The sequence below is a fragment of the Pseudomonas sp. genome, assembly GCF_048269965.1.
Classification (GTDB): Bacteria; Pseudomonadota; Gammaproteobacteria; order Pseudomonadales; family Pseudomonadaceae; genus Aquipseudomonas.
Genome location: NZ_JBLWTV010000026.1, coordinates 48,548 through 61,865 on the forward strand (window position 1 = coordinate 48,548; position 13,318 = coordinate 61,865).

A 13,318-nucleotide genomic window follows, 5' to 3' on the forward strand; every position below is an offset into this window, starting at 1 on the left:
TTCTTGTAGGGTGGGCCGAGCGGCGTACCGCTTCAGCCGACCATTTGCTGCGACGTTGCTGCAGGGGCGTAGGGTGGGCTTCAGCCCACCAAGTTGTCCTTTCGCAATCCACTTGCTGCACCACTAACCCCTCACGCCAACTTCATCACCACCACACCCGCCGCGATCACCGCGCACGCCACGAGGCGAATCGGTCGTAATCTTTCCTTGAGCAGTACCACCCCCAGCAGCACGGCGAACACCACGCTGGTCTCGCGCAGGGCCGAAACCAATGCCACCGGCGCCTGAGTCATGGCCCAGATGACGATGGTGTAGGCCGCCATCGACATCGCCCCGCCGGCCAGCCCGCCACGCCAGTGCGGGCCCAGTTGCAGGAAGGCGCGCGGCCCACGGCTGATGGCCAATACCGCCGCCATCACTACGCCGTTGACGGTAAACAGCCACAGCGAATAACTCAGCGCATCGCCATTGCTGCGAGCGCCCATGGCATCGCTAAGGGTGTAGCCGGCGATGAACAGCGCCGTCATCAACGCACAGCCCAGCATCGCCCCTTGCGGCGCCTTGTGCTGCCCGCCGCGCAGCGCCATCAGCCAGATGCCCAGCACCAGAACCAGCAAACCCAACAACTGCATTGCACCGAGCCCGTCATGCAACAGCAGCAGCGAGAGCAGGGCGACCATCAGCGGCGAGCTGCCCCGCGCAATCGGGTAGACCTGGCCCAGGTCGCCGTACTGGTAGGCGCGGGCGAGAAAGAAGTTGTAGCCGATGTGCAGCAGCGCCGACAGCACGATCCAGGGCCAGGCCGAGGCTTGTGGCAGCGCCACCAGCGGCAGGGCGCAGAGCGCCACCAGGCCGGCACCGATCTGAATCAGCGTGGCGGTGAGGAAGCGATCCAGACCAATCTTGAGCAGAGCGTTCCAGCCGGCATGCAGGGCAGCGGCGGCGATGACGGCGAGAAAGACCGTGGTTTCCAAGGCGGGCCTCGAAGGCAGGCGGTTGTCGAAGACATTGAGCAGGAGCCGTGCTGTGGTCGGCTCGACGTGCTGTGGTCGGAGTAGAGTGTCGGTCGTCAGTCTGCCGTACGCTCGATTCTCGGGCAAAATCCATTACCGCATGATGGCAGCACAGTGGCGCAACAATGCCTATGATTCAACGCAAGGCGATGGATCACGCCCCGCGACGCTGAACCAAAGGGCAGCAGACCCTTGCCCTCGAAACCAGAAAACAGCCCGCCCGTGAATGGCTTGGAGAACAAGGCGATGACCCCGCCCGGACTGTCGATTGACGCGCATGATGCCGTCGCTCGACGCCCTCGAATCGCAACACCCTTGAACCTGCTGATCGTTCTGGCGAGCGTATTCGTTGCCGTTGTCTGGCTGATCACCCTGCAACGCATCGCCTTCGAACGTGAGCAGGCGCTGGCTGCGGAAATGGAAGCCAACTCCAGTCTGGCCATCGCTTTCGAGCAGCAGGTGTTTCGCGCGCTGAAGGCGGCCGAGCAGGTGGCGGCTTTCGTGCGCGAGCAGTATCGCCGGGAGGGCAAGGTCATCGACCTGCGTCGCTGGGTCGAGGAGGGCGTGATCCGCGAGGAGATGTTCACCATCGTCAGCGTGGTGGACGAGCAGGGCGATATCGTCAGCAGCAGCCAGAACACCGGCCCGGTCAACTACGCCGACCGTGAGTTCTTCACCGCGCAGCGCGATGCCCGTATCGATCATCTGTTCATCAATCGGCCGGTACTCGGGCGGGTCTCCGAGCGCTGGCTGATCCCCATGTCGCTGCGTATCGAGCGCGATGACGGTAGCTTCGCCGGTGTCGTGGTGATGGCCGTGAGTCCAGAGGACGTCACGCGCTTCTTCCAGCAGGTCGATCTGGGCCCGCAGGGGCTATTGGAGCTCGCCGGCCTCGACGGCGTTATACGGGCGCGCAAGATCGGCGCACGCAGCGAATTTGGCCTGGGTGCCGAGTCGCTGGCCTGGTTCCAGCGGCAAAAGCTGCACGGCGCCGATGATTTCCTCGACAGTGGCGAGGCGCTCGATGGCGTCGCCCGTATCGTCAGCTATCGCACCATGGCCGACTATCCACTGATGATTACAGTGGCCACCGCCTATGACGAGGAGATGGGCACGACCTTGCAGCGGCGCTCCACTTACCTGATGGCCGCAGTCGGCGTCACCCTGGTGGTCATGCTGTTCGTTGGCCTGCTGGCGCTGATGCTGGTTCGCCAACGTGCGGCCACCGATGCCCTGCAAGGCAGCGAAGCGCTGTTTCGCGCCACCTTTCACCAGGCGGCCATGGGTATCGCCCACATCAGCCCCGAGGGTCGGATACTGCGGGTCAACGAGAAGTTCGCGCGCATGCTGGGGCGCCCGCCCGAGGCGCTGCAGGGCACCAACATTTTCGACCTGAGCGACGCCGAAGTGGCGGCCGCAGCCCGCAATTTTCTGAGCGAGCAACTGGCCAGCGAGGCACGTGCGCTTTCCCCGGAAATCGAGAAAACCTATCGGCGTGAGGATGGCTCGCTGATCTGGGTATGCGAGGCCTCGAGCGTGGTACGCAATCGCCAGGGTCACCCGGCGTTCCTGGTGCTGGTCACGCAGGACATCACCGAGCGCAAGCACCTGGAAGCGCGCCTTTGTCATGACGCCGAGCATGACGCCCTCACCGGGTTGGCCAACCGCGTCAGGTTCCACCAGCGGCTCGACCAGGCGCTGGAGTCCGTGCGCGACCAGCAGCAGCTGTGCGCCGTGCTCTATATCGACCTGGATGGATTCAAGGAAATCAACGACCGCCACGGTCATGCGGCCGGCGATAGCCTGCTGCAGATGGCCGCCAGACGACTCGAAGGTTGTGTGCGCAGCACCGACACGGTCGCACGCTTCGGCGGTGATGAGTTCGGCATCGTCCTAGGCAATCTGCACGGCAGTCAGGATTGCGAAACGGTGGCGCTCAAGGTGCTGGATGTGCTGGCCAAGCCATTCGATCTGGACGGCAGCATGGTGCGGATATCGGCGAGCGTGGGCGCCGCTTTGTTTCCGCTGCACGCCGAAGACGGCCAGGACCTGCTCAAACGTGCGGACCAGGCCATGTACGCCGCCAAGCACGCGGGCAAGAACCGTTTTCACAGTGCTGACGGATAGGGCTGATGATGGCCTGAGCGGCCATCGCCGGCTCTTCGCCTGAATACCTGGGACGGCTACTGGTGCGCGACAGGCTGAGTCGAAGCGCCCTGTTCGCCAGCCACCAGCAGCTGCCTGCGCCATTTCCACTCCAGCATGCCCAGGCCTGCGACGAACGCAGCTTCGCCGAGCACATGGCAAAGCCCCGCTAGCGTCATGACCGGGGCAAAGGTCGCCGCGATACCCAGGCATGCCAGCGCCCAGAATCCGTTGGCCACTGCCAGCAGCTTGATCAGCGCTTCGGCGCGCCGCACACGAATCGCCAGCGAAAAGGAAAAGCAGGCGTAGGCAATATTGACTGCGCCGATGAAGCTCAGCAGCTCGCGGGGAAGGGCATACCAGCCGCTCAACCAGGGGGCCAGCAGCAGAACTACCACGCCCGCGCTCGCAGCGGCCATGCAGTCCAGCCAGAGGATATGCCTGATCATTCCCATGGGGCCCGCCTCAAGCGCCGCGCTGCTTTTGCAGGGCCAGCAGGAACAGCAGGGTAAAGGCGATCACCAGCAGATCCAGGGCGATGGCGGGCGCGGCCTTGTTCAGGTAATCCTGGCCATGGATCAGCAGCAGCGACACGAAGATGGCCTTGCTCAGCGCGGCAATGACGGCGCAGAGAACCCGATGCTTCGGGCTCAGCGCGCCATAGATCAGCAGCACGCCCATCAACCCGACCAGCGCCGACCAACTGCGAACGACCAAGGATTGCAACTGCCCATCGAAGGATGCGCCAAACATCGAATGCAGCGCCTTCTGCGGGGCGAACAGGCCGTAGAACAGGGTCGCCGTTAGAACGCCGGATAGCAGCATCAGCCATCTGAAATTGCGTGCAATGAAATCCATCGACGTTTACGTCCTTGTTGGGATGAGCGGGGAGAGCATAGCCTCAAAGCGAAGACGTCGGGCGCAGTCAGGCTACTTATCCCTGTCTCGGTATTGCTTGTAGAGTGGCTTCGCTAGAATTGCAATGACAAATATAGCGAGCATGATGGTGAAGGCGCTATTTTGAAAGTGAGCGAAAAACAGCCACGACAAAGCCGCGCAGACTAAAGCGGCTACCAATAAAATTAAAGTGTCTTTCATCAGGCGTAGACCCCACTCCCAACTAGGGCCTTGGAGCGATAGGCGACTCTGAACCTGCTACTCTTGTCCAGTATTTCCGGGTTGCGAGCATAAAACGAGTTCCAGCCATCAAATGCAAGGTTGTTTTGCTGAAGAAACACAAACATATCTGACACCCTGTTGCCGCAACCTACTGAGCGCCCGCTTGCTACAGCGATAGTCCCAATGACGGCCCCAACATAAAAAGAAGCCCCCAGTGAAGCTGCGACTTTCAATTTCTCCAGCCCGGTCGTTGCTTCAATGACCTTTGCCATTGTCGCTCCCGTACCTAATGTTTCTAGAGCGTCCAAAGCAAGTCCGGCATTCGCTACGGCTGCATTGAGATTGTCAAATAGTGTTTGAGGAACAGGTAGCCCCAAATCTTTCATGTTCTCGTTAAAGTGTATCTTGAAATCATCTGAGTTATAGCATTGACTCATTGGTATCTCCCTGATTGATTAGCCTAACGGTTGACCAAGGGGTGGGCTTTAGCCCGTCTCAGGGAGCGATTTGAATCATTTGGCTATGTTTTTTCTTTAGGGCAATTCTGATAAGCCATGTGCCGTCACTTCCGCAGAGGCAGGAGCCCAGGCACTACACAGGTTCTGGATTCCCGCCAGCGCGGGAATGACGGGCTTTAGCCCGTCCCAGTGGGCGTAGCGAACGGTTTGAACGGTTTGAATCCTGTTGTTAAGTGTTTTGCGCGCGTTGGCCTGCATACTGGGATACTTCCTTGCTTAAACCGCCACCTACGACAATAGCAGCGCTCAAAATCACACAATTTTTAATTATGTATTGGCCTTCAAGTGTGAGTGCATATGGGAATTTGATGAAGCACACTTCTGGCAGTAGAAATAGCGGCAGTACGGTTCCGAACAGCTGTAAAAATAGCAAGGTTAATGCAATCCTCAGCAGAGGCTTGATGAGAAGGCAAACACCAATGGCAATTTCCCATACCCCCCAGTATGGGTATGAATATATCTGAAGGTAGCCAGGTTATCGTATTTGTCACTAGATCATTTACTGGGCTTAAGCCAAGTGGCTTTAGAGCACCAAGCCAGATGAATATGATCGACAAGGAGTACTTTAATAGGGTTTGTCCATGTTGGTGCATCCATTCTGCAGCAATTTTGTCGCATCTTCCGAAGGTGAAGCTTCCTACTTTGAATTCCATGATTTCTTCCTGAGGACACTTGACGTTTGGTTAAGGGGCCGGCTTTAGCCCGTCCCAGTGAGCGAAGCGAACGGTTTGAATGCTGTAATGGACTCTCCCTGCGCCACGGCGCTATACCAAGGCGTTGAGGGTTGAAGAATGGGAGAGCTGCCATGAAACGAATCGCAGTTGATCTGGCCAAGTCCGTTTACCAAGTTGCCGAGAGTGTCCGTTCCGGCCAGGTGGTGCAGCGCAAGCGGCTGAACCGAGAGGCGTTCCGGCGATATATACAGGAGCAGGGCGAACCGGTCGAGTGGGTGATGGAAGCCTGTGGCACAGCGCACTATTGGGGGCGGCCCAGCGTTGCCAGGCACGCACGCAGGAAAAGCTGACGCAGCTGCAGCGCTGGGCTGTGCAGACGGCAGAAGGTATCGGCCACGACAAAGCGGTTGTAGCACTGGCCAACAAACTGGTGCGAATCTGCTGGGCGGTGTGGTGCCAGGAGCGGCGTTTCAATGGCAATTGGCAGAGCGTAAAGCCCGCCTGACGGCACGTGCAACGGAAAAGCTTTGCTCACTACTTGTGGGGAGAGTCCATACACGTTGTCAGGCTGGCCATAAGCAGTAGTTTACTGCCGTACAGGGTCGGAACAGAAGTTGTGTTAAACCTCCATGCCCCTTCCTTTATTTACAATCGCTTACGCGCAGGGCATCGAATTGATACTCCATCTCAATTCTTCCCATTGTAAGAAAGGCGCTGCCGCTGAAATGAGTATCGTCCCACATGATCGAACCAACCGTAGTTCGGGTAACAAAGTCTGTCTTGCACTCTGTACGCCACTCAGCCTCTCCATCAGTTTCTGATAAAATCTCAGCGCCACAGTTTTTTTGCATCAATTTATCTTCCATTTTTAGTAAAAGCGTAGGAAGGTCTTCCACATCTGTATCGCTATAACAGGTCTGGGTCTTGACTGAATTGTCGGCAATGCCAGAAGTGATTTCATATATTCCAGGGCGCACGATTTGCCTTTCTGTCGAAAACACTAAGCTAGAAACAGAACATAGTAAGCATGTTGTTACAGCTGCGAATAGTTTATCCATTTCACTTCCTATGAAAAAATTGATGCACAGATGGAGGGCGAGCAGTATAGCAAATTTTACGCTGGCAGCAGTGTAGGTAATCGAGTTTGCGTGAAAGAGCTGTCATCTTCTGCGTGTCAAGAATGCGTGGAGTTTCGGAGGTTCTGGGAGTGCACGTCTGTCTGGTGATGCCTGATGTTTGGTTGAGGGACAGGCTTTGTCCCGTCCCAGATAACACAGCGATTGGTTCAATCACTTGTTAGGTAGGCAACGAAAAGTCTATCTGTGCGTGACAAAAGCCAGCGTTTCCTTGAGGGTATACGGATGATAATGGTTTGCCACTTAGTGCATTTGGTGAATAACTCGCAATTTGCAGCCTATGACTGATTCCAGTTCAATGAGAAGGTGATCGGATATCTCATGTCCTAGGTCGCTAAAACGTATAATGAATCGACTAAAGCCCATGGGCCACTTATAACGAAAATCGTTCAGTGTTGATATGTGTCCGCAGCAGGGCATTGATATTGTACGGAGTCGGAACCCATCCTCATTCGAGTAATCTTGATCCATGAGGTCTTGCCAATATTCGACCTGAACTTCAGTGCTGCAGTGTGGGCAATGAATAGACTCAAAATTTTCCCCGCAGTCCCTGAAGGCGATGTGTTCATCGGTCTCGAGTGTGATCTCTGGTACGTTTTGATGCCATGCTTTTTGAATCAGTGCAATGGCGGCTGTTTGCGACGCCTTGCTTGGGATGAATTCCGGGGTGGCAGGAATTAAACAAACATAGTGATCCGACATTTGTACTCCTAACGGTTGGCTAAGAGGTGGGCTTTAGCCCGTCCCAGTGAGCGAAGCGAGCGATTTGAATACCACTTGTTAGGCTATATAGTTATAGTTGACCGTTAGCTTTTTTGTATTCCAATTCAACGCCGTCTTCTGAATCATTGTGCCAATGAATAAACGCAGGTGGCGTTTGCTGCGTTTGGAAAAAATGCAGTGCGTGCTCAATTACATCAACAGGGTAGGCCCACGATGCGGGGTACTCGTCGTACTGGCCATTATTAAGCCGATATTCAATAGTTGATTCTGTCGGCCCTTCGTAATTAGTGTTGCGTGAGCTAAAGCCCGCGTCCCCGTTATACCTTAGGTACATCAACCATCCCCACTTACCGTTGATAAGTGCGCACATGGACTGGCCGTCTGGGATCTCGATCCACACTTCCCGGAATGGTGATTTTTCCATTATGAATGCCTAACGTTTGGTTAAGGGGCGGGCTTTAGCCCGTCCCAGCGAGCGGAGCGAGCGATTTGAACCACTAGTTAGAGGCTACACAAGTAGTTCTGTTGTTCAATGTGCCAGGACTCAGGATATGGCTGATGATCTTGCTGCTCTGACGTTGTGTATTCACCGAAATCGCTGAGCTGATAGTAAATTTGCATGGCTTCAAAATGAGAATTTGCAAAGAACAGCCAGACACAGAAACTGCCAGGTTCATTTAGCTCGCGCGCAGAATTGCCAGCGGGCCCAAAGGGAATACATGTTGGAAGAAGTTCTCCATCTTCATCCGGACATAGCCAGACTTCATGGATGTAACCTCGCAGACTCATGATTGCCTCTAACTATAAATAGACACCAAATGGTGCATAACCTGCGGGCGATTTTGGTGGATAACCTTCCTTGCCATCGTTCGACTCCCTGTCTAGGCTGGTGCTTTCCGGGTCAGGACGACCATTTTGGAAGGTTATGCACCATGGATGATAAGCCTCGTTTACTCGATCAGATGCGTGATCGAATTCGCCTCAAACACTACTCCATCCGGACTGAACGCGTCTATTGCGAGTGGGTGAAGCGTTTTATCCGCTTTCACCGCTACAGGCATCCTCAGGATATGGGCGCTGCCGAGATTGAGGCCTTTCTCACAGATCTTGCCGTGCGGCGAAATGTGTCGGCATCTACTCAAAATCAGGCATTGGCGGCGTTGTTGTTTCTTTACAAGGAAGTAGTGGCGCTGGATTTGCCGTGGTTAGCCGATATCGTTCGGGCGAAGAAGCCGCAGCGATTGCCAGTGGTATTGACTGTCGATGAGGTGCGCCAGGTGCTGGAGCGGCTGGATGGTGAGGTCTGGCTCCTGTGTAGCCTGCTCTATGGCACAGGAATGCGTTTGATGGAGGCAGTGCGTTTGCGCATCAAGGATGTGGATTTTTCCCGGCACGAAATCCTCATTCGTGACGGCAAAGGCATGAAGGATCGCGTCACCATGCTGCCGCAGCGCTTGGAGCAGGCACTGCGAAATCACCTTGCAGTGGTGAAGGCTCTGCACCAGGCGGAGTTGGCGAAAGGGCGTGGCGATGTATGGTTGCCCTTTGCCCTGGCGCGCAAATATCCCAATGCACCTCGTGAGCTGGGCTGGCAGTACGTCTTTCCGGCTACCGGGCTTTCGGTCGACCCGCGTTCCGGGGCCGTACGGCGTCATCACCTGGACGAGAAGCGTGTGCAGCGCAACCTCAAGCGCGCTGCTAGGGAGGCAGGCATCGTAAAGCCCATTTCACCGCATACCCTGCGCCATTGTTTCGCGACTCATTTGCTGGAAGCTGGTCAGGACATTCGTACGGTGCAGGAACTGCTCGGCCACTCGGACGTGAAAACCACCATGATCTACACCCATGTGCTCAACCGAGGTGGTCTGGCGGTATTGAGTCCTTTGGATCGCTAGGCTTTGTACGAAAAGTGCCTGCGCTCGGTGATGCTTCGTTAAAAACGGGCTGGAACGCCAGCCCGGTCGAATGCTCATTTACAGCTCGTAAACTCGATTGCGAGCCCAGTCCGTTCCTCACCTGTTTTTGCGGGGCCGCCATCGGTATCGCCTGACCTTCGCTCGACGACTTTTCGTACACACCCTAAGCACATATTCCATTTACTACTTGTTTCGGGCTGCTGACTGAACTTTTCAGTTTTGCTACGGTCTTGCCCTCGTCCGGGCGTGTGCTTTCCGCGTCCGGCGTTCTTGCGGCCTGCGCTTTAGCGATGGTTTCGCTGAGCGCAGTGCCCTTCGCGACGGTGAGAGGCCATGATCGATATAAGAAACCTGACCAAGCGTTTTGCGCAGCACACGGCAGTCGATGACTTGTCATTCCAGGTCCAGCCAGGGGAAGTGCTGGGCTTTCTCGGCCCCAACGGGGCCGGCAAATCCACCACCATGAAGATGCTCACCGGCTTTCTCGCGCCGACTTCCGGCACGGCGAGCATCCTCGGCTGCGATATTCAGATGCAGACCCTCAAGGCCCAGCGGCAGATCGGTTATCTGCCGGAAGGCGCGCCGTGTTATGGCGATATGACGGTGCGCGGCTTTCTCGACTTTATCGCCGAAGTGCGCGGTTTTCGCGGTGCCGAGAAGAAGCTGCGCGTGCAGCGTGCGGTGGAGCAGGTGGAGCTGGAGAAGGTGCTGGAGCAGAGCATCGAGACGCTCTCCAAGGGCTTCAAGCGCCGCGTTGGCCTGGCCCAGGCGATCCTGCATGACCCTCGCGTGCTGATCCTCGATGAGCCCACCGATGGCCTCGACCCCAACCAGAAACATCAGGTGCGCCAGCTCATTCAGGGGCTGGCCCGCGACAAGATCGTGATCATTTCCACCCACATCCTCGAAGAGGTCACGGCGCTGTGTACTCGCGCGGTGGTGATCGCCCAGGGCCGCTTGCTGGCCGATGGTACGCCGCTGGAGCTGGAAAGCCGCTCGCGCTACCACCAGGCGGTGACGCTGGTGGCCGATGAGGCGCTGGATCAGGCAGCTCTTGCGGCGCTGCCAGGCGTCGCCGGTGTCGAGGAGAATGCCCGCGAACATAGCCTGAGCGTGCTGGCGCAGCCGGGCGAGGTGATCTTCCCGCAGGTCAATGCACTGATCGCCGAGCGCGGCTGGAAGGTGCGCGAACTCAATGTGGAACGCGGTCGCCTCGATGAAGTGTTCCGCACGCTGACCCGGGGAGAGCAGCCATGACCCAGTTGCCCGTGATCTTCAAGCGCGAGCTGGCGAGCTATTTCGCCACGCCGCTGGCCTATGTGTTCATCGTCATCTTCCTGGTGCTGTCCGGGGTGTTCACCTTCTACCTGGGCGGCTTCTTCGAGGGCGGTCAGGCCAATCTGTCCGCCTTCTTCAACTTCCACCCGTGGCTCTATCTGTTCCTGGTGCCGGCCATCGCCATGCGCCTGTGGGCGGAGGAGCGCAAGTCCGGCTCCATCGAGCTGCTGATGACCCTGCCGATCACCCGCTTCGAGGCAGTCACCGGCAAGTTCCTGGCGGCCTGGGTGTTCGCTGGTATCGCGCTGCTGCTGACTTTCCCGATGGTCATCACGGTCAACTACCTGGGCGAGCCGGACAACGGCGTCATCATCACCGGCTACATCGGCAGCTGGCTGCTGGCCGGCGCCTATCTGGCCATCGGCTCGTGCATGTCGGCGCTGAGCAAGAATCAGGTGATCGCCTTCATTCTCGCGGTCAGCGCCTGCTTCCTGTTCATCGTCAGCGGCTTTCCGATGGTGCTCGACGCCTTCGCCTGGGCGCCGCAGTGGCTGGTGGACGCCATCGCCTCGCTGAGCTTCCTGGTGCGCTTCGACGCCATCAGCAAGGGCGTGATCGATCTGCGCGATCTTTTGTATTTCCTCTCGCTGATCGCCGCCTGGCTGACCGCCACCGCCGTGGTCATCGACCTGAAGAAAGCCGACTGAAGGAATGCGCCCATGAAAAAGCTGATCTATTCCGGCGCCGGGCTGCTGCTGATCGCGGTGGCCTTTTTCGCCTTCAACCTGCTGGCCGGCCTGGGCCTGGGCGGCGCACGCCTGGACCTGACCGAGCAGAAGCTCTACACCATCTCCGGTGGCACCCAGCAGATCCTTGGCGAGCTGGACGAGCCGATCGACCTGTACTTCTTCTACTCGGACAAGGTGGCCAAGAACCTGCCGGCGCTGCGCACCTACGCCCAGCGTGTGGAGGAGATGCTCAAGGCCTACCAGGCCCAGGCGAATGGCAAGATCCGTCTGCATATCATCGACCCCGAGCCGTTCTCCGAGGACGAGGACAAGGCCGCGCAGTACGGCCTGCAGGGCATCCCGCTGCAGCAGGGCGGCGACTCGATCTACTTCGGCCTGGCCGGCAGCAACGGCCAGGACGACACCCAGGTGATCCCGTTCTTCGCCCTGGATCAGGAGGAGCACCTGGAATACGAGCTGAGCCGCCTGGTGCAGACCCTGGCCAAGCCGGAGCTGCCGGTGGTTGGCGTGCTCTCCGGGCTGCCGATGACTGGCGGTTTCGACATGCTGGCGCGGCAGCCGACGCCGCCGTGGATGGTGCTGGAGCAGGTGCGCCAGTTGTTCCAGATCGAGCAGCTCAAGAGTGACGTCGACCTGATCCCCGAGAACGTCTCGGTGCTGTGGCTGGTGCATCCGAAGAACCTGCCCGAGCAGACCCTGTATGCCATCGACCAGTTCGTGCTGCGCGGCGGCAAGCTGATGGTGTTGGTCGATCCTTACGCCGAGGCCGATACGGGTGATATGCCGGGCGAGATGGCACCGGACAGGTCCTCGAACATCGAGCCGCTGTTCAAGGCCTGGGGCTTGCGCCTGGTGCCGGACAAGGTGCTCGGTGATGGTTCCTATGCCATGTCGGTCAACCGTGGTCAGGGTCAGCGTCCGGTTCGTCACGCTGCCTGGCTGAGCTTGCCGCGCAAGGCGCTGGATCAGACCGATATCGCCACGGCCGGGCTGGAGAGCATCACTGTCGCCACCGCCGGCATCCTCGAGCCGCTGGAAGGGGCGAAGACGCGCTTTATCCCGCTGATGCAGAGCTCCGAGTACGCCATGCCGTTCGACGCGCAACGCTTCGCCATGCTCAGCAACCCCGAGGAGCTGATCCGCGAGCTGGAGCCGACCGGCGAGCGCTACGCCATCGCCGCCCGCATCGACGGCCCGGCGCAGAGCGCCTTCCCCGATGGCATCGAGGGGCGCAAGGACGGGCTCAAGCAGGCCGACAACATCAACGTCATCGCCGTGGCCGATACCGACATCTTGAGCGACCGCATGTGGGTGCAGGTGCAGGACTTCTTCGGTCAGCGCATGCCGCAACCCTGGGCCGACAACGGCAGCTTCACCATCAACGCGCTGGACAACCTGAGCGGCTCCGAGGCGCTGATCAGCGTGCGTTCGCGTGGTCGCTTCAGCCGTCCGTTCGTGGTGGTCGAGGAGTTGCAGAGGGCCGCCGAACAGCGTTTCCGTGACAAGGAGCAGGCCCTGCAGGCACGCCTGGCCGAGACCGAGCAGCAACTGGCGGCGCTGCAGCAAAGCGACGATCCAAACCTGGAGCTGACGCCGGAGCAGCAGGGCGCGTTGCAGCGCTTCATCCAGCAGAAGCTGGAGATTCGCAAGGAGCTGCGCGACGTGCGTTATCAGCTCAATGCCGATATCGAGGCGCTGGGCCGGGCGCTGAAGATCATCAACATTGCCCTGGTGCCGGCGCTGCTGACCCTTGGCGTGTTGGCGCTGTGGCTGTGGCGGCGCCGCCGCCGCGCTTGATGTTCACCTGTGGGAGTAGGGTGGATCACGCTTCATCGATCCACCGCTGTGGTGGATGTAAAGAGCGACATCCACCCTGCGGAGTTGATGCGTAGGGTGGATCAGCTTCACCGATCCACCGTTGTGTTGGATGTAAAGAGCGACATCCACCCTGCGGAGTTGATGCGTAGGGTGGATCGTGCTGCACCGATCCACCGTTGTGGTGGATGTAAAGAGCGACATCCACCCTGCGGAGTTGATGCGTAGGGTG

13 protein-coding genes and 1 pseudogene are annotated in these 13,318 nt (G+C 58.3%); 6 read left to right on the plus strand and 8 right to left on the minus strand.

Going from position 1 to position 13,318, the window contains the following annotated elements:
- Positions 1 to 131 precede the first annotated feature (131 nt).
- Entirely contained in the window at positions 132 to 974 is an 843-nt protein-coding gene (locus tag ACN0X6_RS22170) for an EamA family transporter (RefSeq protein ID WP_417707294.1), read from the minus strand.
- A 354-nt stretch (positions 975 to 1,328) separates the two neighbouring features.
- On the opposite strand from ACN0X6_RS22170, the gene ACN0X6_RS22175 reads away from it, so the two are divergent.
- The gene (locus ACN0X6_RS22175) at positions 1,329 to 3,140 is read left to right on the plus strand and encodes a diguanylate cyclase domain-containing protein (RefSeq protein WP_417707296.1); all 1,812 of its coding nucleotides are present in this window, start codon (positions 1,329 to 1,331) and stop codon (positions 3,138 to 3,140) included.
- Between the two features lie 56 nt (positions 3,141 to 3,196).
- On the opposite strand, the gene ACN0X6_RS22180 is transcribed toward ACN0X6_RS22175, so the two are convergent.
- From ACN0X6_RS22180 to ACN0X6_RS22195, 4 genes are all read right to left on the minus strand, one after another.
- A complete protein-coding gene (locus tag ACN0X6_RS22180; RefSeq protein WP_417707298.1) occupies positions 3,197 to 3,613 on the minus strand; it encodes a hypothetical protein in 417 nt (138 codons plus the stop codon).
- Between the two features lie 10 nt (positions 3,614 to 3,623).
- The gene (locus ACN0X6_RS22185) at positions 3,624 to 4,016 is read right to left on the minus strand and encodes a hypothetical protein (RefSeq protein ID WP_417707300.1); all 393 of its coding nucleotides are present in this window, start codon (positions 4,014 to 4,016) and stop codon (positions 3,624 to 3,626) included.
- A gap of 239 nt (positions 4,017 to 4,255) precedes the next feature.
- Positions 4,256 to 4,714 (minus strand): hypothetical protein, encoded by a 459-nt coding sequence (locus ACN0X6_RS22190; protein ID WP_417707302.1) that lies wholly within the window; start codon positions 4,712 to 4,714, stop codon positions 4,256 to 4,258.
- A 362-nt stretch (positions 4,715 to 5,076) separates the two neighbouring features.
- Positions 5,077 to 5,448 carry a hypothetical protein gene (locus ACN0X6_RS22195; protein WP_417707304.1) on the minus strand — a complete coding sequence of 124 codons (372 nt, stop codon included), beginning with the start codon at positions 5,446 to 5,448 and terminating at the stop codon, positions 5,077 to 5,079.
- 152 nt (positions 5,449 to 5,600) lie between these two features.
- Between ACN0X6_RS22195 and ACN0X6_RS22200 the strand changes: the two are divergent.
- Positions 5,601 to 5,974, plus strand: a pseudogene (locus tag ACN0X6_RS22200) (hypothetical protein).
- Positions 5,975 to 6,110: 136 nt separating this feature from the next.
- Here ACN0X6_RS22200 and ACN0X6_RS22205 read toward each other — a convergent pair.
- The 3 genes from ACN0X6_RS22205 to ACN0X6_RS22215 all read right to left on the minus strand — a co-directional run bounded on the left by ACN0X6_RS22205 (position 6,111) and on the right by ACN0X6_RS22215 (position 8,117).
- Positions 6,111 to 6,527, minus strand: a complete 417-nt coding sequence (locus tag ACN0X6_RS22205; protein WP_417707306.1) for a DUF3617 domain-containing protein — start codon at positions 6,525 to 6,527, stop codon at positions 6,111 to 6,113.
- An 871-nt stretch (positions 6,528 to 7,398) separates the two neighbouring features.
- On the minus strand, positions 7,399 to 7,752 hold the full coding sequence (locus ACN0X6_RS22210; RefSeq protein ID WP_417707308.1) for an Imm1 family immunity protein: 354 nt from the start codon (positions 7,750 to 7,752) through the stop codon (positions 7,399 to 7,401).
- A gap of 77 nt (positions 7,753 to 7,829) precedes the next feature.
- Entirely contained in the window at positions 7,830 to 8,117 is a 288-nt protein-coding gene (locus ACN0X6_RS22215; RefSeq protein WP_417707310.1) for a hypothetical protein, read from the minus strand.
- Between the two features lie 143 nt (positions 8,118 to 8,260).
- Here ACN0X6_RS22215 and ACN0X6_RS22220 point away from each other — a divergent pair, with 143 nt between their 5' ends.
- From ACN0X6_RS22220 to ACN0X6_RS22235, 4 genes are all read left to right on the plus strand, one after another.
- Complete coding sequence (locus tag ACN0X6_RS22220; protein ID WP_417707312.1) at positions 8,261 to 9,223, plus strand: integron integrase; 963 nt, start codon at positions 8,261 to 8,263, stop codon at positions 9,221 to 9,223.
- A 354-nt stretch (positions 9,224 to 9,577) separates the two neighbouring features.
- Entirely contained in the window at positions 9,578 to 10,501 is a 924-nt protein-coding gene (locus ACN0X6_RS22225; RefSeq protein WP_417707313.1) for an ABC transporter ATP-binding protein, read from the plus strand.
- On the plus strand, positions 10,498 to 11,229 hold the full coding sequence (locus tag ACN0X6_RS22230) for an ABC transporter permease subunit (protein WP_417707314.1): 732 nt from the start codon (positions 10,498 to 10,500) through the stop codon (positions 11,227 to 11,229). Before ACN0X6_RS22225 ends, ACN0X6_RS22230 begins: the two co-directional genes overlap by 4 nt.
- Positions 11,230 to 11,241: 12 nt before the next feature.
- On the plus strand, positions 11,242 to 13,068 hold the full coding sequence (locus ACN0X6_RS22235; protein ID WP_417707315.1) for a Gldg family protein: 1,827 nt from the start codon (positions 11,242 to 11,244) through the stop codon (positions 13,066 to 13,068).
- The last annotated feature ends 250 nt before the right edge of the window (positions 13,069 to 13,318 follow it).

Coding starts and splice junctions, on each gene's coding strand:
- ACN0X6_RS22180 (WP_417707298.1), bottom strand. CDS start 3,613: ATGGGAATGATCAGGCATATCCTCTGGCTGGACTGCATGGCCGCTGCG.
- ACN0X6_RS22185 (WP_417707300.1), bottom strand. CDS start 4,016: ATGGATTTCATTGCACGCAATTTCAGATGGCTGATGCTGCTATCCGGC.
- ACN0X6_RS22190 (WP_417707302.1), bottom strand. CDS start 4,714: ATGAGTCAATGCTATAACTCAGATGATTTCAAGATACACTTTAACGAG.
- ACN0X6_RS22195 (WP_417707304.1), bottom strand. CDS start 5,448: ATGGAATTCAAAGTAGGAAGCTTCACCTTCGGAAGATGCGACAAAATT.
- ACN0X6_RS22205 (WP_417707306.1), bottom strand. CDS start 6,527: ATGGATAAACTATTCGCAGCTGTAACAACATGCTTACTATGTTCTGTT.
- ACN0X6_RS22210 (WP_417707308.1), bottom strand. CDS start 7,752: ATGGAAAAATCACCATTCCGGGAAGTGTGGATCGAGATCCCAGACGGC.
- ACN0X6_RS22215 (WP_417707310.1), bottom strand. CDS start 8,117: ATGAGTCTGCGAGGTTACATCCATGAAGTCTGGCTATGTCCGGATGAA.
- ACN0X6_RS22220 (WP_417707312.1), top strand. CDS start 8,261: ATGGATGATAAGCCTCGTTTACTCGATCAGATGCGTGATCGAATTCGC.
- ACN0X6_RS22225 (WP_417707313.1), top strand. CDS start 9,578: ATGATCGATATAAGAAACCTGACCAAGCGTTTTGCGCAGCACACGGCA.
- ACN0X6_RS22230 (WP_417707314.1), top strand. CDS start 10,498: ATGACCCAGTTGCCCGTGATCTTCAAGCGCGAGCTGGCGAGCTATTTC.
- ACN0X6_RS22235 (WP_417707315.1), top strand. CDS start 11,242: ATGAAAAAGCTGATCTATTCCGGCGCCGGGCTGCTGCTGATCGCGGTG.